This window comes from Gaetbulibacter aquiaggeris, from assembly GCF_044003965.1.
Lineage (GTDB): Bacteria > Bacteroidota > Bacteroidia > Flavobacteriales > Flavobacteriaceae > Yeosuana > Yeosuana aquiaggeris.
On record NZ_JBAWKC010000001.1, the window covers coordinates 1,272,644 to 1,294,362 of the forward strand.

The 21,719-nt window shown below is 33.1% G+C and carries 25 protein-coding genes and 5 tRNA genes; 24 read left to right on the forward strand and 6 right to left on the reverse strand.

Annotated elements, in window-relative coordinates; translation table 11 throughout:
• The first annotated feature begins 25 nt into the window (after nucleotides 1-25).
• A complete protein-coding gene (locus V8G56_RS05445) occupies nucleotides 26-859 on the forward strand; it encodes a sterol desaturase family protein (protein WP_395437420.1) in 834 nt (277 codons plus the stop codon).
• Here the strand turns inward: V8G56_RS05445 and V8G56_RS05450 are convergent.
• Entirely contained in the window at nucleotides 849-1,928 is a 1,080-nt protein-coding gene (locus tag V8G56_RS05450) for a serine hydrolase domain-containing protein (protein ID WP_395437421.1), read from the reverse strand. The two genes, V8G56_RS05445 and V8G56_RS05450, sit on opposite strands and share 11 nt — an antisense overlap.
• 21 nt (nucleotides 1,929-1,949) lie before the next feature.
• Nucleotides 1,950-3,167: an exo-beta-N-acetylmuramidase NamZ family protein gene (locus tag V8G56_RS05455; protein WP_395437422.1), complete on the reverse strand. Its 1,218-nt coding sequence runs from the start codon at nucleotides 3,165-3,167 to the stop codon at nucleotides 1,950-1,952.
• A gap of 8 nt (nucleotides 3,168-3,175) precedes the next feature.
• Here V8G56_RS05455 and V8G56_RS05460 point away from each other — a divergent pair, with 8 nt between their 5' ends.
• Together V8G56_RS05460 and V8G56_RS05465 are read left to right on the forward strand one after the other, a co-directional pair.
• Nucleotides 3,176-4,411 (forward strand): ABC transporter permease, encoded by a 1,236-nt coding sequence (locus V8G56_RS05460; RefSeq protein WP_395437423.1) that lies wholly within the window; start codon nucleotides 3,176-3,178, stop codon nucleotides 4,409-4,411.
• A gap of 153 nt (nucleotides 4,412-4,564) precedes the next feature.
• On the forward strand, nucleotides 4,565-5,545 hold the full coding sequence (locus V8G56_RS05465; protein WP_395437424.1) for a PLP-dependent cysteine synthase family protein: 981 nt from the start codon (nucleotides 4,565-4,567) through the stop codon (nucleotides 5,543-5,545).
• A 70-nt stretch (nucleotides 5,546-5,615) separates the two neighbouring features.
• Here V8G56_RS05465 and V8G56_RS05470 read toward each other — a convergent pair whose 3' ends face one another.
• The 4 genes from V8G56_RS05470 to V8G56_RS05485 all read right to left on the reverse strand — a co-directional run bounded on the left by V8G56_RS05470 (nucleotide 5,616) and on the right by V8G56_RS05485 (nucleotide 8,208).
• Nucleotides 5,616-6,149 carry a CIA30 family protein gene (locus V8G56_RS05470; RefSeq protein WP_395437425.1) on the reverse strand — a complete coding sequence of 178 codons (534 nt, stop codon included), beginning with the start codon at nucleotides 6,147-6,149 and terminating at the stop codon, nucleotides 5,616-5,618.
• 375 nt (nucleotides 6,150-6,524) lie between these two features.
• On the reverse strand, nucleotides 6,525-6,920 hold the full coding sequence (locus tag V8G56_RS05475; RefSeq protein WP_395437426.1) for a DUF2721 domain-containing protein: 396 nt from the start codon (nucleotides 6,918-6,920) through the stop codon (nucleotides 6,525-6,527).
• Nucleotides 6,921-6,946: 26 nt separating this feature from the next.
• Complete coding sequence (gene hemG, locus V8G56_RS05480) at nucleotides 6,947-7,474, reverse strand: menaquinone-dependent protoporphyrinogen IX dehydrogenase (protein WP_395437427.1); 528 nt, start codon at nucleotides 7,472-7,474, stop codon at nucleotides 6,947-6,949.
• A 107-nt stretch (nucleotides 7,475-7,581) separates the two neighbouring features.
• On the reverse strand, nucleotides 7,582-8,208 hold the full coding sequence (locus tag V8G56_RS05485) for a hypothetical protein (RefSeq protein WP_395437428.1): 627 nt from the start codon (nucleotides 8,206-8,208) through the stop codon (nucleotides 7,582-7,584).
• A gap of 445 nt (nucleotides 8,209-8,653) precedes the next feature.
• Here V8G56_RS05485 and V8G56_RS05490 point away from each other — a divergent pair, with 445 nt between their 5' ends.
• From V8G56_RS05490 to rplL, 21 genes are all read left to right on the forward strand, one after another.
• Nucleotides 8,654-9,931 carry a DUF2851 family protein gene (locus V8G56_RS05490; protein ID WP_395437429.1) on the forward strand — a complete coding sequence of 426 codons (1,278 nt, stop codon included), beginning with the start codon at nucleotides 8,654-8,656 and terminating at the stop codon, nucleotides 9,929-9,931.
• Between the two features lie 95 nt (nucleotides 9,932-10,026).
• Nucleotides 10,027-10,254, forward strand: a complete 228-nt coding sequence (locus V8G56_RS05495) for a PspC domain-containing protein (RefSeq protein WP_395437430.1) — start codon at nucleotides 10,027-10,029, stop codon at nucleotides 10,252-10,254.
• Nucleotides 10,251-11,270: a potassium channel family protein gene (locus V8G56_RS05500; RefSeq protein WP_395437431.1), complete on the forward strand. Its 1,020-nt coding sequence runs from the start codon at nucleotides 10,251-10,253 to the stop codon at nucleotides 11,268-11,270. Before V8G56_RS05495 ends, V8G56_RS05500 begins: the two co-directional genes overlap by 4 nt.
• Nucleotides 11,271-11,380: 110 nt before the next feature.
• Nucleotides 11,381-13,060, forward strand: a complete 1,680-nt coding sequence (locus V8G56_RS05505; RefSeq protein ID WP_395437432.1) for an alanine/glycine:cation symporter family protein — start codon at nucleotides 11,381-11,383, stop codon at nucleotides 13,058-13,060.
• An 18-nt stretch (nucleotides 13,061-13,078) separates the two neighbouring features.
• Nucleotides 13,079-13,939 carry a ComEA family DNA-binding protein gene (locus V8G56_RS05510; protein WP_395437433.1) on the forward strand — a complete coding sequence of 287 codons (861 nt, stop codon included), beginning with the start codon at nucleotides 13,079-13,081 and terminating at the stop codon, nucleotides 13,937-13,939.
• A gap of 21 nt (nucleotides 13,940-13,960) precedes the next feature.
• On the forward strand, nucleotides 13,961-15,127 hold the full coding sequence (locus tag V8G56_RS05515) for an acyl-CoA dehydrogenase family protein (protein WP_395437434.1): 1,167 nt from the start codon (nucleotides 13,961-13,963) through the stop codon (nucleotides 15,125-15,127).
• Nucleotides 15,128-15,208: 81 nt separating this feature from the next.
• Nucleotides 15,209-15,403, forward strand: coding sequence for a 30S ribosomal protein S21 (gene rpsU, locus V8G56_RS05520; RefSeq protein ID WP_117176144.1), 195 nt, complete (start codon nucleotides 15,209-15,211; stop codon nucleotides 15,401-15,403).
• Between the two features lie 112 nt (nucleotides 15,404-15,515).
• Nucleotides 15,516-16,406: a tyrosine-type recombinase/integrase gene (locus V8G56_RS05525; RefSeq protein WP_395437435.1), complete on the forward strand. Its 891-nt coding sequence runs from the start codon at nucleotides 15,516-15,518 to the stop codon at nucleotides 16,404-16,406.
• Nucleotides 16,407-16,444: 38 nt separating this feature from the next.
• Nucleotides 16,445-16,747 (forward strand): ribosome hibernation-promoting factor, HPF/YfiA family, encoded by a 303-nt coding sequence (hpf, locus tag V8G56_RS05530; RefSeq protein WP_331630889.1) that lies wholly within the window; start codon nucleotides 16,445-16,447, stop codon nucleotides 16,745-16,747.
• 100 nt (nucleotides 16,748-16,847) lie between these two features.
• Nucleotides 16,848-16,921: transfer RNA gene (locus V8G56_RS05535), tRNA-Thr, on the forward strand.
• 34 nt (nucleotides 16,922-16,955) lie between these two features.
• Nucleotides 16,956-17,037: transfer RNA gene (locus V8G56_RS05540), tRNA-Tyr, on the forward strand.
• A 30-nt stretch (nucleotides 17,038-17,067) separates the two neighbouring features.
• Nucleotides 17,068-17,140: transfer RNA gene (locus V8G56_RS05545), tRNA-Gly, on the forward strand.
• Nucleotides 17,141-17,150: 10 nt separating this feature from the next.
• A tRNA-Thr gene (locus V8G56_RS05550) sits at nucleotides 17,151-17,222 on the forward strand.
• A gap of 62 nt (nucleotides 17,223-17,284) precedes the next feature.
• Nucleotides 17,285-18,472 carry an elongation factor Tu gene (gene tuf / locus V8G56_RS05555; RefSeq protein ID WP_395437436.1) on the forward strand — a complete coding sequence of 396 codons (1,188 nt, stop codon included), beginning with the start codon at nucleotides 17,285-17,287 and terminating at the stop codon, nucleotides 18,470-18,472.
• A 63-nt stretch (nucleotides 18,473-18,535) separates the two neighbouring features.
• Nucleotides 18,536-18,608 (forward strand) — tRNA-Trp (locus V8G56_RS05560).
• Between the two features lie 109 nt (nucleotides 18,609-18,717).
• Nucleotides 18,718-18,912: a preprotein translocase subunit SecE gene (gene secE, locus V8G56_RS05565; protein WP_395437437.1), complete on the forward strand. Its 195-nt coding sequence runs from the start codon at nucleotides 18,718-18,720 to the stop codon at nucleotides 18,910-18,912.
• 17 nt (nucleotides 18,913-18,929) lie between these two features.
• The gene (gene nusG / locus V8G56_RS05570) at nucleotides 18,930-19,484 is read left to right on the forward strand and encodes a transcription termination/antitermination protein NusG (protein WP_331630883.1); all 555 of its coding nucleotides are present in this window, start codon (nucleotides 18,930-18,932) and stop codon (nucleotides 19,482-19,484) included.
• Between the two features lie 73 nt (nucleotides 19,485-19,557).
• Entirely contained in the window at nucleotides 19,558-19,995 is a 438-nt protein-coding gene (gene rplK, locus V8G56_RS05575) for a 50S ribosomal protein L11 (RefSeq protein ID WP_395437438.1), read from the forward strand.
• A 20-nt stretch (nucleotides 19,996-20,015) separates the two neighbouring features.
• Nucleotides 20,016-20,705, forward strand: coding sequence for a 50S ribosomal protein L1 (rplA, locus tag V8G56_RS05580; protein ID WP_331630879.1), 690 nt, complete (start codon nucleotides 20,016-20,018; stop codon nucleotides 20,703-20,705).
• 19 nt (nucleotides 20,706-20,724) lie between these two features.
• Nucleotides 20,725-21,240, forward strand: coding sequence for a 50S ribosomal protein L10 (gene rplJ / locus V8G56_RS05585; RefSeq protein ID WP_331630877.1), 516 nt, complete (start codon nucleotides 20,725-20,727; stop codon nucleotides 21,238-21,240).
• Nucleotides 21,241-21,309: 69 nt separating this feature from the next.
• Nucleotides 21,310-21,687: a 50S ribosomal protein L7/L12 gene (rplL, locus tag V8G56_RS05590; RefSeq protein ID WP_331630875.1), complete on the forward strand. Its 378-nt coding sequence runs from the start codon at nucleotides 21,310-21,312 to the stop codon at nucleotides 21,685-21,687.
• Nucleotides 21,688-21,719 lie beyond the last annotated feature (32 nt).

The window sequence follows — 21,719 nt, forward strand, 5'->3', positions numbered from 1 at the left end:
TATTTAAAAATTAATGATAGATGCTATGCAAGAATTTTTAAATTATTTTGAGACCATACCTTCTTTACATAGAAGCTTGATTTTAGTGGGTGGTTTAACATTTTTCTGGGTTTTAGAAGGTGCAGTTCCTTTATTTAAATTCAAATATAAAAAGTGGAGGCATGCCATTCCTAATTTATTTTTTACTGTAACCACCATCATCATCAATTTTGTCTTGGCCTTTCTATTGTTAATGTCGGCGGATTGGGTCATGGCGAACAATTTTGGAATTCTTAATTGGTTGCCGGAATTGCCACTATGGTTATATATCATTTTAGGGGTTTTGTTTATGGATTTTTTCGGGGCTTATTTACCGCATTTTATGGAGCACAAAGTGAAATCTTTGTGGATGATTCATTTAGTGCATCATACAGATCACAATGTTGATACAACCACGGCTAACAGACATCATCCTTTAGAAAGTGTTATTCGTTTTGCATTTACACTATTTGGGGTATTTGTGATAGGAGTACCAATGGGAATTGTCATGTTATATCAGTCTATGTCATTAGTGGCGACACAATTTACACATGCCAATATAAAGCTACCTAAGCAAATTGATAAAGTACTGAGTTATTTTTTGGTTTCACCAGATATGCATAAAGTGCATCATCATTATGTGTTGCCTTATACGGATTCTAATTATGGAAATATTTTTTCAATATGGGATCGTTTATTGGGAACCTACAGGCATTTAGATAGAGAAAAACTGGTATATGGTGTTGATGTATTTCCTGATGAGGTTGAAAATGGACAAATCACTAATTTACTGAAACAACCTTTTCAAAAATATAAAAGACCAACCATTATTAATCCATAAAGTACCATTCTAACTGATTTGCAAATTCTTTCATATTCACTCCAGTGAGATTCGTGAGAACCGTTATTACGAGTTCTTCTTCAGGGTAAATTAATAAAATACTTGATGCTCCTATACCACCACCGGTATGATAATATTTAGGTGTGCCATTTTTTGATTTTTCAACAGAAAAACCAATGCCATAGCCCGTTTTATAACCATTATTCAATTTTTGACTGGTTACAATTTCAGAAACAGCTTGTTTAGATACTATTTTTGGGTTAATTATTTCATTTCCAAATTTGATGATATCTTCTGAAGTAGATAAAAACCCACCACTGGCAGCTTTATATCCGTTTGCAACAGGTTTGGCCACAACCGGTCCATTCATTACTGAAGAACTATAAAACTGGGATTTGTTAGGAATTTTATTTTCTGAATCATCAACCATGGAATGAGACATTCCTAAGGGTCTGAAAATGGAATCGCTTACGAAAGTGGCATAAGGCAGCTTGGATGTCTTTTGAATAATTTCACTTAATAAAACGTATCCAGGAGAACTATAATTATATTCTGTGCCAGGTTCAAATAACAAAGGATCATCTTTGAAAAGAGATAAACCATCTGTGATACTCATTTTTTTGTTTAAAGCATATTCACTGTCATTCTTATAATGTCTAATACCAGCAATATTTCCACCTAATTGACGTACCGTAAAATCATAATTTTTCTTTGGGTAATCATGCAGATATTTATAGATACCAGTGTCTAAATCAATTACTTTATCATCTGCTAATTTAACCAATGCAACGGCCGTTATTGATTTAGAAATACTGGCAATTCTAAAGATGGTCTTGTTTGGTTTCACTCGTTTTTTTGGCTTTAAACTGGCATAACCAAAACCTTTTGACCAAATAAGTTTTCCATGTCTGGAAACAGAAATGGCCATACCAGGAATATGATTGGTTTTTAAAAATTCTTTCGCTATTTTTTTTGCAGTTTTTGGTTTAACTTCTGGAGGCTTCTCAGTTGTTTGACTAAAACCAAAAGAACTTAAAGCCAGCATGATGAATGCCATAATCTTTTTCATTTAAGCTATTATTTTTGTTACTTACTTGTAAATTAAATATTTGACTCTGATTTTCTTAAAATTTTCAAGATCTTCTTGCCAAGTAGCTCTTATCTCTTCTTCAGTTAATCCTGATTCTATTTGTTTTTGTAAAATTTCATTACCAGCGTGAACAGTAAATGTAGTGCCAAAGAATATTTCACTTTTTGGTGTCTTATTATAGGCGTCAATAATATATTTTAAAGTGAATTTATGAAGTTTTGGTTCCTTTCTTAAATCTACTCCATAACAAATTTTATTCTCAAACCTGGGATGTTTATCACCTTCATTAGGTTTAGGAATATAACTAAAATCACTTTTCGGAAAAAAGGGAGCGCCATAACACTGCATCTGCAAATTAGTGCCGCGTCCCACATTAATAATGGTTCCTCTAAAAATATCTAAGCTGGGATATAAGTTGATGGCTTTATCATTTGGTAAATTGGGTGATGGTTTGATAGGCAGACTATAATAGGTTTTATGGGTATAGTTTTTTAAACGAATAACCGTGAGATTACAAACTAACTTATTTTCTAACCAATGTTCCCCGTTTATCATTAGAGCATATTCCCCAATAGTCATGCCATAGACTAGTGGAACGGGATGCATACCAACAAAACTTTTATAGGTAAGATCTAAAACAGGACCATCAATGTAGTACCCGTTGGGATTTGGTCTGTCAAGAACAATCATAGGTATATTGGCTTCTGCGCAAGCTTCCATTACATAGTGCATGGTAGATAAATAGGTGTAAAAGCGTACACCTACATCTTGAAGATCAAAAACTACTACATCTACATCCTTAAGTTGTTCCGTCGTTGGTTTTCTATTTTTACCATGAAGCGAAATGATGGATAAGCCCGTTTTATTGTCTTTACTATCATCAACTAATTCACCAGCATCTGCTTTTCCTCTAAAACCATGTTCTGGAGAAAATACTTTTACGATATTAATTTTTAGTTTTAGTAAAGAATCCACTAAATGAGAGTATGTATTTTGTTCAGAGTCTTTAAAAATTACACTACTCTGGTTAGCCACAATACCAACTCGTTTTCCTTCTAATAGCTTTAAATAGTGGTCCGTCTGATTAGCACCCACAATTACTTCTGGGTTTTGAATGGTGATCATTTCTTGTTTTGATTCACCTTTTGAAAAGTTTCCGCACGAAATCAATACTAAAAGAAATAATAAAACTGTATTTTTGAAAACATTAAATATCATTACAAAATTTGAATTACGAGTATTTTATAGCAAAACGCATTATTGGTAGTAAAGCGTATAAAAGTAGTATTTCGGCACCAATAATAAAAATTGGAATTTCTGCTATTGCCATTGGTATAGTGGTCATGATGATCGCTATTGCAACGGGTATTGGACTGCAACAAAAAATCCGTGATAAAGTAGTAGCATTTAATGGTCATGTGATCATTTCAAATTTTGACAGTAATAATTCACAGGAAAGTATTTTTCCTATTTCAACTAAGCAAGATTTTTATCCGGAGTTCAAAACTGTTGAAGGCATAAAGCATATTCAGGCGGTAGCAACAAAATTCGGTGTTATTAGAACGGAGACTGATTTTGAAGGGGTTGTTTTAAAAGGCGTTGGCGCCGATTACAGCTGGAATTATTTTAAAGATTTTTTACTTGAGGGCAGATTGCCGGACTATACGGGAGAGAGAAATGAAGAGGTTTTAATGTCTGAATACATTGCCAATCGTTTAAAATTTAAACTTGGTGATACTTTTCAAATGATTTTTGCCAAAGATGACCCAGAGAAATTACCAAATATTATTACTTATACTATTGTGGGTATATATAATTCGGGATTTCAGGATTTTGATGCGACTTATGTGATTGGCGATATTCGACATTTACAGCGCATTAATAACTGGGATAGTGACCAGGTGGGGAGTTTTGAAGTATTTGTTGATGATTACAACCAGCTTCAAGAAAAAGGCATTGAAATATATCATAACACACCTTCAACTTTTAATACACAAACCATTAGCGAAAAGTATGTTTCCATTTTTGAATGGATAAAAATATTTGATAAAAACATTTATGCCATTATTGCCATTATGATTTTAGTGGCAGGGATTAACATGATTACCGCTTTGCTGGTGTTAATTTTAGAGCGAACGCAGATGATAGGGATTCTGAAAGCCCTGGGAAGCAATAACTGGAGTATCCGTAAGTTGTTTTTATATAATGCCTCTTACTTAATCGTTTTAGGTTTGTTTTGGGGAAACCTGATAGGCTTAAGTTTGTTATTTGCTCAGAAATACTTTAAACTATTTCCACTGGACCCCAGTGTGTACTATGTGAGTGAGGCCCCGATATACATTAATTTCGGGTATATATTGGCATTAAATATATGCACCCTTGTGTTATGTTTAATCATGTTGTTAGTGCCGTCTTACGTTATCACAAAAATATCACCGGTAAAAGCCATTAGGTTTGAATAATTTGGGTGTTCCCATACTACAAGTATGGTCGTGCTCTTGCAAGTCGCTTTTTTCAAACAGCTCCAACAGTTGCTCCATCACTAACACAATTATAGTAAACAATTAACATTTTACTAGTGGGTTTTTGTTAATTTTGCCAACTGAAAATATTTTATGAAGTACGCAGAAAACATATTAGAAACGATTGGTAATACACCCTTAGTTAAAATTAACAGACTCACCAAAGAGTTACCTTGCTTGGTACTTGCAAAGTATGAAACCTTTAATCCTGGCAATTCAACTAAAGATAGGATGGCTGTTAAAATGATTGAAGATGCTGAGGCTGATGGTCGTTTAAAACCGGGAGGAACTATTATTGAAGGAACTTCAGGAAATACAGGTATGGGTCTGGCTTTAGCAGCTATAGTCAAAGGATATAAATGCGTATTTGTAATAAGTGATAAGCAATCCAAGGAGAAAATGGATATCCTGCGTGCGGTTGGAGCCGAAGTGGTGGTGTGTCCAACAGATGTAGAACCAACAGATCCACGGTCTTATTATTCTGTTTCTAAGCGTTTAGCTGAGGAGACACCAAATTCATGGTATGTCAATCAATATGATAACCCAAGTAATGCCTTAGCGCATTATGAATCTACGGGGCCAGAAATCTGGGAACAGACCGATGGTAAAATCACTCATTTTGTAGTGGGTGTAGGCACGGGAGGTACTATTTCAGGGGTTGGTAAATATTTAAAAGAACAAAACCCTGATATTAAAATTTGGGGAATTGATACCTATGGAAGTGTTTTTAAAAAATATCATGAAACAGGTGTTTTTGATGAGAAAGAAATTTATCCTTATGTCACTGAAGGTATAGGAGAAGATATCCTTCCTAAAAATGTGGATTTCAGTATTATTGATGGTTTTACAAAAGTAACCGATAAAGATGCTGCCATTTATACGCAGCGTTTAGCCAAGGAAGAAGGCATGTTTTTAGGTAATTCAGCAGGGGCAGCTATAAAAGGGGTGCTCCAGTTAAAAGAACATTTCACAAAAGAGGATGTGGTAGTAGTATTATTTCATGACCACGGCAGCCGTTATGTGGCTAAAATGTTCAATGACGACTGGATGCGCAAAATGGGTTATAAGGATTAAAAATAAAAAACGTTATTTCGAGAAATAAAGTCACAAAGCAATCTGTTTATAAAATTAATATAGACTTTTTCTATTTTAACTCGATGTTTTCTATTTCCAATTGAAAAGACTCGGCTTTTTTATTGCCTATTAAAAAGGCAATTAGTTCCATTTGTTCGCCTCGGTAGTTTCCTATATTTAATTTTCTGCCACGAAAAGCCGGATACATGCTGTTAAAAGGTATTTCTATGGTTTCCCATTCACCAGAGGTTTGAAAGGGGGCAACATAGGAATAGTCATTGCTATTATTAGTTTTAATTCTGAATTGATAAGATTTCCCATCACCTTTTAATCTGATGCTAACCTTGGTGAAATTATTAACCTGTTTAGCATTAAATCGATATTGCACCATTGAGAAACCACCATTATTTTCTAAAGACACCTTACCTTTAAAAAGTCCTTTTCCAGAATTGCTTAAACCAAAAGTACCATTAGAGCGTCCACCCATCACCACATCATCCACAATGTTCCAATTAGAAATGTCACTTTGGTCATTAAAATTAAAAAGGGTCATGGTATTTTGAAATAAGGTTAATATAAAAATTAGTGATAGTATTTTATTCAATTTGATGTTTGTTTAAAGTGTTTTTATAAGGTTAGTTGCGGTTTTGTGTGTGAGGATTTTCCGTAGGAAAATCAGACGTAACGAAATAGCAACGGTCTTTGTTTAAGCACTAAAATAACAATTAATTTTATAAGGTGTTGCCATACGTTTTTATTCCGTAATAATTATTCCGTCAACGATTTCTTTTTCACTAGGTCTCTCAAACCAACTTTCCATAAATTCAAAATTTTCTTTGGTTACTTCAAATTCGAAAGTAGCTCCTTTTTCGTCATTCTGTCATAATTGTTGCCAACTAGTTATATATGAAGTTTATGTGCTTATTATACTAAAAATTTACTGGATAATAGGTTCTTTTGTTATTGTTTATAATATTTTCTAATTATTTTCAATATCACTAATATGATGCTCTAAGGCTTCAACTGATATTTGAATTTCTCTGATTAAAAAGGCTAATGAAAGAATTAATAAAATCAAGGCTAACCCAAAAACCCAAACGGCAATGGTGTGTTGCTGTATATAAACTAAAAACATGGTTACTACACAAAGTAATAAACTGCTAATGCCAAAAATTTGCATGGACCGCGTAAGATACAGACGTTTTTTCAGATTTTTAATTTGCTTTATAAGCGCTTTGTCTTTTTTTTCAAGGTATTTGTCGTGTAAATTTCTAACCACTGCAGCGTAAGCTAAAAATCTATTGGTATAAGCAAGCATGATTAATGAGATGGCTGAAAATAATAGGGCAGGTGTAGTAAGCGATAATTGTTCCATTTAGTAAATCTGGTTTTGATGCTTTTTTATAAATCAATAAGCTTCAAGCCAAAGGCTTTTACCTTATCCCAGTTGGTATATTCTATTTCGGCATCCTTATTAGTTGGGCCTTTAGTCATATACATAATGAGTTGAATCATGAGCCTATCAAAAAATGTATATTTTTTATAATCAATTTTTCCGGCAAAGCATTCAACCAAAGTAGGTTTCCAATCTATGGTTTTAAAGAACTTAATCACATATGGATTGGTATCTGGTGCACTTTTTTCTTCTTTACGCGCCACTAAGTTTACTGAAAAGAAGACCGATTTTGTAGCTTCTAGTTCCGTTTTATGGGCTTTAATGAATTCAATTATTTTTTTATGATGAACCCCATAGCGAATACTTGAACCAATCACAATTTTGTCGTAATCTTTTAAATCGCCTTCAAAAGTGTCAATTGAAAAAAGGTCAACTTGCTGGTTGTGTTCTTTTAATTGTTTTGTAATAGCATTACAAATTTTTAAGGTCTGACCATCTACCGATGAATAGATGATTACTAGTTTATTTTGCATGTTTTTTAATATTAGATAAAATTACTCATTTATTGAGTTTCATGCAAAAAAACGGAACCCAATTCCTATGTTTTGTACTATGGAAATTATTGTTTGCGCATAAGTGTTTAAAATACGCCTCTACAGCCATTTTTTAAATACACAGCCAGTCTGTCAACTTCCTTGGCGCCTTCAGGAAGCTCTTCAAATTCAAGACCAGGATATAAAAGTGCGTCTTTCCAGTCTTGAATGGTTTTACTAAAAAATTGAGATGCTATTGAATCAGTTTCATAAACAATGATGTCATAGGACTCTCCTTTATCTCCACCAAATCTGGTAATAACTTGCCATTCTCCATCCCTTTTATAGGAGGTGTTAGTATGATCTGATTGCGGATAATATTTATTATTAGAGGGTTTTAATAATACCCAAATATCTTTATCATGTGAATTTGGGTAAACGCCCATGGTTAAAATTCGGCATTTAACAGAATCACCTGCAACCGGCGATATGACTTGAACCTTTTCAATTGGGTACTGAATTGGTGATTTTTTGCCAACTGCGACTTGTTCAATTTGACCTTGAAGATGAATAGACCCATAAGAGTAACCGCCATAAATGATCAATAAAATACCGATGGCACCCAATGGAATTCTCAATTTTGCATTTAATAGACCAAGAGGTTTTATGCTATCTCCAATGGCAAGGAGAACTAATATAGCCCCAACAATAATGATTACAACTTCTGTAGACATTTTTTAGTGTTTTAGAATTGATATATGTAGTATTTTTCAATTAAAAACTGACGATTATTTGCATGTAACATCTTAGTGTTTAACGTTATACCCTAAGCAAAGTTAGCGGTTATATCTGACAAAATCAACTCAATTTACGTGAAATTAGGGTGTTGTTGTAGTCATTATCTAAAATCTATTAAATAACCAATTAGAAATTTAAAGAAATTGTTTCTTTTTAAGTTGGGTGCAGTTTTAACTAGAGAAGGAAAGTAAAAATTATAACCTAGTTCAAAATTTTAAAATTTTGTTATTAATTTTAAAGGAATACTTATAAGGGTGTTTAAGGACTTGAATATTTTATAATTTAGACTTCACTTTTATTAAATAGGTTGAGCCAAAATAAAAAAATAGAAAAAATAAATAATTTAGATTTAATTCTCATTCCTTTTATTAGCTTAGTAATATGCAAGAAGACTTTTTACATTACTTATGGCAGCATAAAAAATTTGATACTTCAAATTTACAAACTACGGGTAATGAATCTATTTCAATTATTTCTGTAGGAACTTATAATGAAAATACGGGTCCTGATTTTTTTAATGCACAACTAAACATTGGCAATCAACTATGGGCTGGCATGGTTGAGATTCATGTAAAGGCATCAGACTGGTATGTACACAATCATGAAACAGATTCCAATTATGATAATGTCATTCTGCATGTGGTATGGGAGCATGACACCGAGGTGTTTAGAAAAGATAATTCGTTGATTCCAACGCTGGAGATAAAGCATTATGTTTCTAAAACCGCTTTAAATAATTATGAAAAATTATTTTCAAAATCTCAAAAATGGATTAATTGTGAAAACGATTTTTACGGAGTTGATAATTTTATTTTTAAAAACTGGCTGGAACGATTGTATCTGGAACGATTGGAAAGAAAAACGGAAAGTATCAATCAGCTTTTAGCCGATTCAAAAAACAACTGGGAAGCTGTGCTGTTTAATATGCTTGCCAAAAACTTTGGACTTAAAGTAAATGGAGAAGCTTTTTTTAGCATGGCAAAAGCTATAGACTTTTCAATAATTAGAAAATTACAGTCTAATCAAACCGCTTTAGAGGCGCTTTTATTTGGTCAGGCAGGTTTGCTGGAAGATGATATTGAAGAGGCGTATTATTTAAATCTGGTTCAAGAATATCATTTTTTAAAACACAAATTTAAGTTATCAAACCAAAACGTGATGCCTATTCAGTTTTTCAGATTACGGCCTCCTAATTTTCCAACGATACGGTTATCACAGTTTGCCGGTTTATATCACCAATCTCAAAATCTGTTTTCACAAGTCGTTGATTGCCAAAATTTAAATGAATTTTATGATTTGTTTTCAGTCGCTGCTTCATCTTATTGGGAATCGCATTACACCTTTGGGAAAGGTTCAAAATCAGCAAAAAAACCATTGACAAAATCATTTATAAATTTATTATTGATCAATACGATAATTCCAATAAAGTTTAATTATGCCATGCAAACCGGGGAAACTATAAATGACGAAATTATTAGTTTGGTTGAGCAAATACCTTCAGAAGCAAATACTATAGTAGAAAAATTTGAGTCTTTAAAACCAGTTTCTTCTACTGCTTTACAATCTCAGGGCTTAATTGAACTAAAAAATGAATATTGTATTAAAAATAGGTGTTTACAATGTGCGATAGGTAGTGCAATATTAACAGGAAATCATTAATTTGCGGCGTGAAATGTCTCTTAACAAAGTGGTAAGTATGCTGCGTTTTAATAATGACATTTCAACAACCATTAGGAAGCAATAAAAATTAACTAATGAATATATTTTATAGAATCTTATTATATTTTCAAAAACACGGTTACTATGTGTGTCAGCGTATCGCAGATAGATTAGGTATTAGGGCAAAAATAGTTAGAACGTCGTTTATATATTTAACCTTTGTGACTGTTGGGTTTGGTTTTGCGCTCTATGTGTTTATTGCATTTTGGATGGGTATTAAAGATTTATTGTATACTAAACGCTCATCTGTATTTGATTTATGAATCCACTTTTGTTTTTTTTTAAAAAAAAGATTTACACCGCAGTATTTTTATTATTCGCCTTATTGACTATTGGTATTGTAGGCTTTAAAGTGGTTTCAGATTATTCCTGGATTGATGCCTTGTATATGACTGTTATTACCATAACAACAGTGGGTTTTGGTGAGGTTGTTCCCCTAGACAATGAATCAAAAATATTTACTGTTTTTTTAATTTTAATAAGTATTGTAATAGTTGGTTACGCCTTATCTGTTATCACTGAATATATTTTGAGTAAAAATAATGTTGACGAATTAAATCAAAAAAAGATGCAAAAATTGATTGATAGTTTAAAAAACCATATCATTATTTGTGGTTATGGAAGAAATGGAAAACAGGCAGCAACTAAATTAGCAGCTTATAAAAAACCGTTTGTTGTTATAGAAAAGGATAAAGATTTGCTTGAAAGATTACAATCAGATAATGTGCCCTATGTAATAGGTAATGCCAATGAAGACGATATTTTATTGCAGGCGGGTGTTGATAGAGCCTCTTGCTTTATATCAGCCTTACCTAGTGATGCAGACAATCTTTTTGTGGTACTTTCAACGAGACAGATTAATAAAAACATAAATATTATAAGCAGAGCCTCTCAGGAATCTTCTTATGAAAAATTAAAACTTGCAGGTGCTAATAATGTGATCTTACCTGATAAAATTGGTGGTGACCACATGGCTTCTCTAGTTGTGGTTCCTGGTTTAATGGAATTTCTTGATAATTTATCTATCGTTGGTAAAACGAATATCAATATTGAAGAGGTTGCCGTAGAAAAATTATATAATACCAAAGAAGTAAAAACAATTAAGGATTTAGATTTAAGAAGAAAAACGGGTTGTACGGTTATTGGTTATAAAGATGAAAATGGTGAATACATAGTAAATCCAGAGGCTGATCTTAAATTAACTCCTAAATCTAAAATAATTGTTTTAGGCAGACCAGAACAAATAGAAGGCCTCAATACGGAATACAACATTAATTAATTGAAATCTTTATTTTAACAACAGATGTTTTAAAAAATGAATTATTTTTAGCATCTTGCCTGCTTTTAATATTAATTATTCAATTAAAAACTAACTAACACCCGATCCTTATGAAGAAATATTTTCTTTCCATTGTCACTTTATTTTTACCGTATCTAATTTTTGCTCAAGAGTCTGTTGAAAAGGGGCTTGATGAAAAAATAAATGATGCCTTTATGCCTATTGCAACGTGGTGGGAAGGATTTGTTTTAACAAAAGTTCCTCTAGGAGAATATCATATTCCTTTTGTAGTACTTCTGTTAGTATTTGGGGCAACATTTTTTACGATTTATTTTAAATTTCCAAGTATTACTAAGTTTTGGACTGCTATAAGTACAGTGCGTGGTAAATACGTTGATATTGAAAAGCATGGTGTGGATAAACTTTATAATAATGATGAAGCTTTAGCTCTTGAAGATATTCCTGATACCATAAGAGATGAAAGTGCGCATGGCGAAGTGAGTCATTTTCAGGCTTTAGCAACGGCAGTTTCTGGTACGGTAGGTTTAGGAAATATTGCGGGTGTTGCGGTGGCTATAGGTCTTGGTGGACCAGGTGCTACTTTTTGGATGATAGTCTGTGGATTACTGGGAATGTCTACTAAATTTGTTGAATGTACCTTAGGAGTAACATATAGAGATATTGGTAAGGACGGAACGGTTTATGGGGGCCCCATGTATTATCTGTCAAAAGGATTAAAAGAAAAGGGATTCGCAACCTTTGGAAAAATTCTGGCTTTTATTTTCGCCTTACTTTGCGTAGGGGCTTCTTTTGGAGGTGGCAACGCTTTTCAATCTAATCAGGCAGCTGTTCAAATTTCTTCCTTATTAGGTTTAACAGGTGGTTCTTCAGGTTTTATTATCGGAATAATCCTGGCAATAGTGGTAGGTGTTGTAATTATTGGTGGTATAAAGCGTATTGCTAGTATTACAGAAAAAATTGTGCCTTTCATGGCAGGTTTATATATTGTTGCTTCCTTAATAATCATTTTCGCTAACTTTAGTGATATCGGTTTGGCGTTCTCATTAATAATTGACGGGGCGTTTTCGCCAATGGCTGGCCTAGGTGGACTCGTTGGAGTTTTAATTGTTGGGTTCCAAAGAGCAGCTTTCTCAAATGAGGCAGGTGCTGGTTCAGCAGCAATTGCACATTCAGCAGTACGAACTAAATATCCGGCTTCAGAAGGAGTGGTTGCTTTACTAGAACCATTTATTGATACGGTTGTAATTTGTACCATGACCGCTTTGGTTATTATTTTCTTTAATATTAATGGTACTGATCCACAATCTGTATTTGACTATACTGCAGCACACGGTAGTAGCGTTATTTTAAAAGCTACAGAACTACCTATCAGTGGTGTTGATTTAACCTCATTGGCATTTGATTCAGTGATTCCACATTTTTCTTATGTGCTTACAATTGCTATTGTGCTATTTGCGTTTTCAACAATGATTTCTTGGTCGTATTATGGACTGCAATCATGGAAATATTTGTTTGGAAAGGGTAAAACAGCTGATTTAGTTTATAAAGTTTTATTTTTATTATTTGTGGTTATTGGTGCTGCTGCAACGTTGGATGCGGTTATTAAATTCTCAGATGCCATGATTTTGGCTTTAGTATTCCCAAATATGATAGGATTGTTATTTTTATTCCCAAGAGTTAAAAAAGAGATGAAACGATATCTGGATGCTATTTCAATTAAAAAGGAAGCGATTCAGGACGGCGCAGTTGATATTACGAAACACATGTAACAATAAATTTGTTTTAAAATGAAATCCCATTTCAAGTTTTCTAAAAGTCAACGGAATGGGATTTTTTTATTGGTTATAATCATTGTGACATTACAATGTATTTATTTTTTTGTCGATTTTTCTAATTCAGAATACCCAGTCAATACTGAGGAATTAAAAAGGTATGAACAGGAAATAGATTCTTTAAAACAAATTGAGAGAGAAGAAAGTGCTCTAAAGATTTACCCTTTTAATCCAAATTATATTACCGATTATAAAGGTTATACTTTAGGAATGAGTACTGATGAAATTGACAGGTTATTAAGGTTTAGAGATCAAGGAGATTGGATTAATTCGATAAAACAATTTCAAGAGGTGACCAAAGTTTCAGATTCTTTATTAAATCAAATCTCACCTTATTTTAAATTTCCGGAATGGGTTACCAGTCCAAAACAAAATAATTCATATTCAAATAATAAAACAAAAACTTTCGCAGAAAAAAAGGATTTAAATAAAGCCACTGCAGAACAATTACAAACCATAAACGGTATTGGAGCGTATTATTCAGAGCAAATAATAAAGCTAAGAAGTAAATTTGGTGGTGGGTTTATAGCTGATGTACAATTGCAAGATGTCAATGGATTAACACCAGAAGTCATTGAAAAAATAACCAATGAATTTACAGTCAAAACTCCAAGACAAATCCAAAAAATAAATTTAAATACAGCCACCGTTGATCAGCTAGTAACTATACAACATATAGATTATGAGGTTGCTTATAATATTATAGAGCAAAGGCAACTTCGAGAAGGTTATAAATCTATAGACGAATTAACAAAAGTTAAAGACTTCCCTGTAAATAAAATCGAGATAATTAAATTATATTTGTCCCTCGATTAAAAAAAACAAAAATTAAGGCTTATGAATAGTTTGTACTTCACCGAAGAACATAAACTTTTTAGAGAGAGTATTCAAGATTTTTTAAAAAAGGAGGTTGTCCCACATATTGAAAAATGGGAAAAGTCCGGAACTATAGATAGGTTTATTTGGAAGAAATTTGGCGATATGGGTTTTTTTGGAATTTCATACCCAGAAGCCTATGGTGGTTTAAACTTAGATCTTTTTTATGCGGTCATTCTGTTAGAAGAGCTTCAAAAAATTAATTCTGGTGGCTTTGCGGCTGCCATTTGGGCTCATGTTTATTTAGCAATGACGCATCTTAATAAAGAAGGTAATCATGATATGAAACAACGTTATTTAACGCCAAGTATTTCTGGAGATAAAATCGGTTGTTTATGCATAACAGAGCCTTTTGGTGGAAGCGATGTGGCAGGAATGCGATCAACAGCTGTTAAACAAGGAGATCATTATATATTAAATGGTTCAAAGACCTTTATTACCAATGGGTTTTACAGCGATTATTTGATAGTTGCAGCAAAAACAAGTCCAGAATTAGGAAATAAAGGGATCAGTATTTTTGTAGTAGATAGAGAATCTGAAGGTTTGTCGGCTACTAAACTAGATAAATTAGGTTGGAGAGCTTCAGATACCGGTGAAATTGCATTTGATAATGTTAAAGTGCCTCTCACTAATCTTTTAGGAGATGAGAATGGAGGTTTTGGATATATTATGCAACACTTTTCTTTGGAACGGCTAATTATGGGAATCAATGCACATGCGCGAGCTGAATTTGCTTTAGAATATGCGTTACAATATATGTCTGAAAGAGAAGCTTTTGGAAGATCAATTGATAAGTTTCAAGCGCTGAGGCATAATATAGCAGATTTATATACTGAAATGGAAATATGTAAAGAGTTTAATTACTCAGTGGCATACAGATTGAATAAAAATCAGTATGTGGTAAAAGAGGCTACCATGTCCAAATTAAAATCAACTAAAATGGCTGATGATGTAATTTATCAATGCTTACAATTTTTAGGAGGTTATGGTTATATGGAAAATTATCCAATGGCTCGTCTTTTAAGAGATAGCAGATTGGGACCAATAGGAGGAGGGACCTCAGAAATACTTAGAGAAATTTTGGCTAAAATTATAATCGATAAAAAAGAATATAAACCAGCAACATAATTTTTTAAAATTTAATTGTTAATTATTAATTAGTTTTTATATTTGCAGACCGAAATTTAAAAGAGAGGAGGTTAAGACACTATGTTAATAATACCAATTAAAGAAGGAGAAAATATAGATAGAGCGTTAAAGCGTTTTAAAAGAAAGTTTGATAAGACTGGAACAAAACGTCAGTTACAAGCTCGTAAGCAATTTACAAAGCCTTCTGTTGAACGTAGAGCTCAAATTCAAAAAGCTCAATACATTCAAGGATTAAGAGATGCTGAAGATATATAATCTACAGTACTTATATAAAATGAAATCCCGCGTCTAGCGGGATTTTTTTTGATCTCACTCCAAATACCAATAAAACTTTGTACATTTAGCTTTGTGCCTAAAATTTCCATAAATGTCATTTAATTCATTTACAGATTATTTACTGTTAGAAAAAAAATACTCAAAACTTACAGTTTCTGCTTATGAAAATGATTTAGAAAGTTTTAAAAAATTCATTAAAGAGGAGTATGCTTCAAGTGATATACAAAGTATTAATTATCCACAAATAAGGAATTGGATAGTTTTTCTGGTTGAAAGCAATATTTCAAATAGAAGTATCAACAGGAAAATGTCTTCATTAAACACCTATTATAAATTTTTGATGAAGATAGGTGAGATTCAAGCTAATCCATTAGCAAAACATAAGGCATTAAAAACAAGCAAAAAAATTCAAATACCTTTTTCAGAGGCCGAGATAAATATGGTGCTTGATGAATTGCATTTTGAAGATGATTTTGAAGGAATACGCAACAGGTTAATTATTGAACTCTTTTACTCAACTGGTATTAGACGCATAGAATTGGTTGAATTAAAACTAAACAGTGTTGATTTTAATAATAAAACTTTAAAGGTATTAGGAAAACGTAATAAAGAACGTATTGTGCCTTTAATCAAGCCAGTTCTAGAAACAATGAATCAATACTTGAAATCACGAGATGGTCTTGAATTTATATATGATAATGATCGTTTGTTTTTAACAAAAAAGGGAGTTAAAATATATGAAACACTTGTTTACAGAATAATAAATGATTATTTTAGTATAGCATCTTCAAAGGTAAAAAAGAGCCCACATATATTAAGGCATTCTTTTGCAACACATTTGCTGAATCAAGGTGCTGATTTAAATGCTGTTAAAGAACTTTTAGGACATTCAAGTTTAGCTGCTACTCAGGTTTATACACATAATAGTATAGCAGAGTTAAAAAAAGTACATGTGAATGCGCACCCTAGGAGTAAAAAATAGAACAGCAATAATTATTGTCTAACCGAAAAATAAAAAGTATGAAAGTAAACACGCAATCAGTGAATTTTAATGCAGATCAGAAACTGATAGATTTTGTTCAAAAGCGTATGGATAAGTTGGATTTATTTTATGATAAAATCATTTCTTCGGATGTTTTTTTAAAAGTTGAAAACACAAGTGATAAAGAAAATAAAATATTTGAAGCGAGAGTAAGTGTGCCTGGAGATAGTTTAGTAGTAAAAAAGCAATGCAAAACCTTTGAAGAAGGTGTAGATATGGCTGTAGCTTCCTTAGAAAGACAATTAAAAAAGAGAAAAGAAAAATTAAGGCCACATTTGTAATAAAATTTATTGAAAAATGTTTTGATTAAAAAAATAATTCTATACATTTGCAGTCCGTTAGAAATAGCGGGCTTTTTTTATGTGAAAAAAGCAAGAAAAAGCCGATGTAGCTCAGCTGGCTAGAGCAGCTGATTTGTAATCAGCAGGTCGTGGGTTCGAGTCCCTCTATCGGCTCAAGTTCTTTAAATAGAGTGAAAAGTTTTTAATTGGGGAGATACTCAAGCGGCCAACGAGGACAGACTGTAAATCTGTTGGTTTCACCTTCGCAGGTTCGAATCCTGCTCTCCCCACATTTTAAACATTGGATTTTGTAATTAATTGCGGGAGTAGCTCAGTTGGTAGAGCGTCAGCCTTCCAAGCTGAATGTCGCCGGTTCGAACCCGGTCTCCCGCTCTTTTTTAAAGCCGGTGTAGCTCAGGGGTAGAGCGTTTCCTTGGTAAGGAAGAGGTCACGGGTTCAATTCCCGTCATTGGCTCTATCAAAGTTTTAAAAATAGACACTAATATTATTATATAACTAAGATTAAATAAATTAAACATGGCAAAGGCAAATTTTGATCGTTCCAAACCACACTTAAATATTGGTACAATTGGACACGTTGATCACGGTAAAACAACTTTAACTGCAGCTATTACAACTGTATTAGCGAAAGCAGGATTGTCTGAAATGAGAAGTTTCGATTCTATCGATAACGCTCCTGAAGAAAAAGAAAGAGGTATTACTATTAATACATCACACGTTGAGTATTCAACTGCAAACCGTCACTATGCACACGTTGACTGTCCAGGTCACGCGGATTACGTTAAGAACATGGTAACTGGTGCTGCTCAAATGGATGGTGCTATTTTAGTGGTTGCGGCTACTGATGGTCCTATGCCACAAACTCGTGAGCACATCTTATTAGGTCGTCAAGTAGGTATTCCACGTATGGTTGTTTTCATGAACAAAGTGGATATGGTTGATGATGATGAGTTACTAGAGTTAGTAGAAATGGAAATCAGAGACTTATTAAGTTTCTATGAGTATGATGGAGATAATGGTCCTGTTATTGCTGGTTCTGCTTTAGGTGCTTTAAATGGTGAAGATAAATGGGTTGATACAGTGATGCAATTAATGGAAGCTGTTGATTCATGGATTGAATTACCAGTACGTGATGTTGAAAAACCATTCTTAATGCCAATAGAAGATGTATTCTCAATTACTGGTCGTGGAACTGTTGCTACAGGTCGTATCGAAACTGGAATTGCTAATACTGGAGATGTTGTTGACATTATTGGTATGGGTGCTGAAAAATTGACTTCTACAATTACTGGAGTTGAAATGTTCCGTAAAATTTTGGATAGAGGTGAAGCTGGAGATAACGTAGGTATCTTATTAAGAGGTATTGAGAAAACTCAAATATCTAGAGGTATGGTTATCTGTAAAAAAGGTTCTGTAACACCACATGCTAAATTTAAAGCTGAGGTTTATATCTTGAAAAAAGAAGAAGGTGGTCGTCATACGCCATTCCATAATAACTATCGTCCACAATTTTATGTGCGTACAACTGACGTAACTGGAACTATTTCTTTACCATCTGGCGTAGAAATGGTTATGCCTGGAGATAACTTGACAATTACTGTTGATTTAATTCAACCAATTGCAATGAATCTTGGTCTACGTTTCGCTATCCGTGAAGGAGGTAGAACTGTAGGTGCTGGTCAGGTAACTGAGATTTTAGACTAATTAATTTAGTAAAATAAGAAGTTAAGGTATTCCGTATAAAACGGAATACCTTGACTTATATTTACGGGTTTAGCTCAGTTGGTAGAGCACTGGTCTCCAAAACCAGGTGTCGGGAGTTCGAGTCTCTCAACCCGTGCTTGGAAAATTATATCTTTTGAATTGTAAAAATTTCAGAAGTTAAAAATGAGATAAAAGGAATTTATTCATAAAGAATAAATTTTGAACCTTTCTAATAAAGAAAATAAATGACTGGAATTGTAAATTATATCAAAGAATCATTTGGAGAGCTTAAAAACAATGTAAGTTGGACACCTTGGGCTGAGGCTCAGAGTTTAACAGTTTTAGTGGCTGTATTTTCAATTATTTTTTCTTTGGCAATTTGGGGCGTTGATACTGTATTCAGTAAAGTGATAGCGTTTTACTTTCAATTAATTAATTAACAGTAAAATTAAATTCTATGTCTGAAGCAGGTGGTAAAAAATGGTATGTAGTTAGAGCCGTAAGTGGTCAAGAAAATAAAATTAAGACTTACATAGAGAATGAGATTGCTCGTTTAGGTCTTCAAGATTATGTTGATCAAGTATTAGTTCCTACAGAAAGAGTTATTCAAATAAGAAACGGAAAAAAAATTCATAAAGAAAAAGTTTTCTTTCCTGGATATATTATGATTCAAGCCAACTTGACTGGAGAAGTGCCTCACATTATTAGATCTGTAACAAATGTTATTGGCTTTTTAGGAGAAACTAAAGGTGGTGATCCGGTGCCGTTAAGACAATCTGAAGTGAATAGAATGTTAGGTAAAGTTGATGAATTGGCGGTGGATGCAGATTCTAATGTGTCAATACCATTTACGAAAGGTGAAACCGTTAAAGTTATAGATGGACCATTTAATGGTTTTGATGGAACGATTGAGAAAATTAATGAAGAGAAGCGTAAGCTGGAAGTAATGGTAAAAATCTTCGGAAGAAAAACACCATTAGAATTAAGTTTTATGCAAGTAGAAAAAGTATAATAATTGTTACACAAATATATCGATACGCTCTTCAGCTTCATTTTAAGAAGCGTATCAAATTAAATTATTTAAAATGGCAAAAGAAATTAGTAAAGTAGTTAAGTTACAAGTTCGGGGAGGTGCTGCGAATCCGTCGCCACCGGTTGGACCCGCTTTAGGTGCTGCTGGAGTTAACATTATGGAGTTCTGTAAGCAATTTAATGCTAGAACACAAGATAAGCCAGGTAAAGTATTACCTGTGGCTATCACGGTTTACAAAGACAAATCATTTGACTTTGTAATTAAAACTCCTCCAGCTGCAGTACAATTATTAGAAGCGGCCAAGTTAAAGAAAGGTTCAGGAGAACCAAACCGAAAAAAAGTAGCTAAAGTTTCATGGGATCAAATCAAGACTATAGCAGAAGACAAAATGGTAGATTTAAATGCATTTACAATTGAGTCAGCTATGAGAATGATTGCAGGTACCGCAAGGTCTATGGGTATAACCGTAACCGGAAACGCACCAAATTAATCTATTAAAGACATTAAGAAATGGCAAGATTAACAAAAAAGCAAAAAGAAGCTTTAGCAAAAATAGAAAAAGGAAAACTTTATTCTATTAACGAAGCATCAGCATTAGTAAAGGATATTACGTTTACTAAATTTGATGCCTCTGTAGATATCGCTGTAAAATTAGGAGTCGATCCTAGAAAAGCGAATCAGATGGTAAGAGGTGTTGTATCATTACCTCATGGTACTGGTAAAGACATGAAAGTTTTAGCATTAGTAACACCAGATAAAGAAGCAGAAGCTAAAGAAGCTGGTGCTGACTATGTTGGATTAGATGAATATCTGGATAAGATCAAAAATGGTTGGACAGATGTTGATGTTATTATTACAATGCCAAGTGTTATGGGTAAATTAGGTCCCTTAGGACGTATATTAGGTCCACGTGGCTTAATGCCAAACCCAAAAACAGGTACAGTTACTATGGATGTAGCAAAAGCTGTTACAGAAGTAAAAGCTGGTAAAATTGACTTTAAAGTTGATAAAACAGGTATTGTACATGCACCAATAGGAAAAGCATCATTTAGTGCTGATAAAATTGCAGGTAATGCAAATGAACTAATACATACATTAATTAAATTAAAGCCAACTGCATCTAAAGGAACTTATGTAAAGAGTATTTATATCTCTAGTACTATGAGTCCAAGTGTTGCTGTTGATCCTAAAGTTGGTTAATTAGTTAAAAACTTTTATTATGACAAGAGAAGAAAAATCACAAGTAATTGAAGAGTTAACTTTACAATTAGCCGATAATGCTAATATTTATTTAGCAGATATTTCAGGATTAAATGCAGGTAGCACTTCAGATTTACGTCGAATTTGTTTTAAATCAAACGTAAAATTAGCAGTAATTAAAAATACATTACTTGCAAAAGCAATGGAAGCTTCAGATAAAGATTTTGGAGACTTACCAAAGGTTTTAAAAGGCAATACCTCTGTAATGTATTCTGAGACTGGAAATGCTCCAGCCAAAATCATTAAAGCGTTTCGTAAAAAATCGGACAAACCTTTATTAAAGGGGGCTTTCATTGAACAAGCGATTTATATTGGTGATGAGCAATTAGATGCCTTAGTAGATATCAAATCTAAAGAAGAGATGATAGGAGAGATTATAGGATTACTACAATCTCCAGCTAAAAATGTTGTTTCAGCGCTTAAATCAAGTGGTGGTAAACTGGCAGGTATATTAAAAACGTTATCTGAAAAATAGAGATAACATTAAATAGTACGCACTATAACAATTATATTAAAATTAAAAATTTATTAAAACGATAGAAAAATGGCAGATTTAAAAAATTTCGCAGAACAATTAGTTAACTTAACAGTAAAAGAAGTAAATGAGTTAGCTACTATTTTAAAAGAAGAGTATGGCATTGAGCCTGCTGCTGCAGCTGTAGCTGTTGCTGCTGGTCCTGCAGGAGGTGGTGAAGATGCTGCTGAAGCTCAAACTGAATTTACAGTAATCTTAAAAGCAGCAGGTGCTTCTAAATTAGCTGTAGTAAAATTAGTAAAAGAATTAACTGGTTTAGGTTTAAAAGAAGCTAAAGAACTAGTTGATAATGCACCAAGCCCAGTAAAAGAAGCTGTTTCTAAAGACGAAGCAGAAGGATTAAAAGCTTCATTAGAAGAAGCTGGAGCTGAGGTTGAGCTTAAGTAAGCTTAGCATTCTGACAATACAAAGGTTTAGGT

What these genes read in the sequence shown, in the direction of transcription:
- hpf (WP_331630889.1), top strand. Translation starts at nt 16,445, where the DNA reads ATGAAAGTAAACACGCAATCAGTGAATTTTAATGCAGATCAGAAACTG.
- nusG (WP_331630883.1), top strand. Translation starts at nt 18,930, where the DNA reads ATGTCTGAAGCAGGTGGTAAAAAATGGTATGTAGTTAGAGCCGTAAGT.
- rplA (WP_331630879.1), top strand. Translation starts at nt 20,016, where the DNA reads ATGGCAAGATTAACAAAAAAGCAAAAAGAAGCTTTAGCAAAAATAGAA.
- V8G56_RS05510 (WP_395437433.1), top strand. Translation starts at nt 13,079, where the DNA reads ATGAAATCCCATTTCAAGTTTTCTAAAAGTCAACGGAATGGGATTTTT.
- V8G56_RS05465 (WP_395437424.1), top strand. Translation starts at nt 4,565, where the DNA reads ATGAAGTACGCAGAAAACATATTAGAAACGATTGGTAATACACCCTTA.
- V8G56_RS05485 (WP_395437428.1), bottom strand. Translation starts at nt 8,208, where the DNA reads ATGTCTACAGAAGTTGTAATCATTATTGTTGGGGCTATATTAGTTCTC.
- rpsU (WP_117176144.1), top strand. Translation starts at nt 15,209, where the DNA reads ATGTTAATAATACCAATTAAAGAAGGAGAAAATATAGATAGAGCGTTA.
- V8G56_RS05525 (WP_395437435.1), top strand. Translation starts at nt 15,516, where the DNA reads ATGTCATTTAATTCATTTACAGATTATTTACTGTTAGAAAAAAAATAC.
- V8G56_RS05475 (WP_395437426.1), bottom strand. Translation starts at nt 6,920, where the DNA reads ATGGAACAATTATCGCTTACTACACCTGCCCTATTATTTTCAGCCATC.
- V8G56_RS05455 (WP_395437422.1), bottom strand. Translation starts at nt 3,167, where the DNA reads ATGATATTTAATGTTTTCAAAAATACAGTTTTATTATTTCTTTTAGTA.
- tuf (WP_395437436.1), top strand. Translation starts at nt 17,285, where the DNA reads ATGGCAAAGGCAAATTTTGATCGTTCCAAACCACACTTAAATATTGGT.
- V8G56_RS05490 (WP_395437429.1), top strand. Translation starts at nt 8,654, where the DNA reads ATGCAAGAAGACTTTTTACATTACTTATGGCAGCATAAAAAATTTGAT.
- V8G56_RS05505 (WP_395437432.1), top strand. Translation starts at nt 11,381, where the DNA reads ATGAAGAAATATTTTCTTTCCATTGTCACTTTATTTTTACCGTATCTA.
- V8G56_RS05515 (WP_395437434.1), top strand. Translation starts at nt 13,961, where the DNA reads ATGAATAGTTTGTACTTCACCGAAGAACATAAACTTTTTAGAGAGAGT.
- rplK (WP_395437438.1), top strand. Translation starts at nt 19,558, where the DNA reads ATGGCAAAAGAAATTAGTAAAGTAGTTAAGTTACAAGTTCGGGGAGGT.
- V8G56_RS05445 (WP_395437420.1), top strand. Translation starts at nt 26, where the DNA reads ATGCAAGAATTTTTAAATTATTTTGAGACCATACCTTCTTTACATAGA.
- rplL (WP_331630875.1), top strand. Translation starts at nt 21,310, where the DNA reads ATGGCAGATTTAAAAAATTTCGCAGAACAATTAGTTAACTTAACAGTA.
- V8G56_RS05500 (WP_395437431.1), top strand. Translation starts at nt 10,251, where the DNA reads ATGAATCCACTTTTGTTTTTTTTTAAAAAAAAGATTTACACCGCAGTA.
- secE (WP_395437437.1), top strand. Translation starts at nt 18,718, where the DNA reads ATGACTGGAATTGTAAATTATATCAAAGAATCATTTGGAGAGCTTAAA.
- rplJ (WP_331630877.1), top strand. Translation starts at nt 20,725, where the DNA reads ATGACAAGAGAAGAAAAATCACAAGTAATTGAAGAGTTAACTTTACAA.
- V8G56_RS05495 (WP_395437430.1), top strand. Translation starts at nt 10,027, where the DNA reads ATGAATATATTTTATAGAATCTTATTATATTTTCAAAAACACGGTTAC.
- V8G56_RS05450 (WP_395437421.1), bottom strand. Translation starts at nt 1,928, where the DNA reads ATGAAAAAGATTATGGCATTCATCATGCTGGCTTTAAGTTCTTTTGGT.
- hemG (WP_395437427.1), bottom strand. Translation starts at nt 7,474, where the DNA reads ATGCAAAATAAACTAGTAATCATCTATTCATCGGTAGATGGTCAGACC.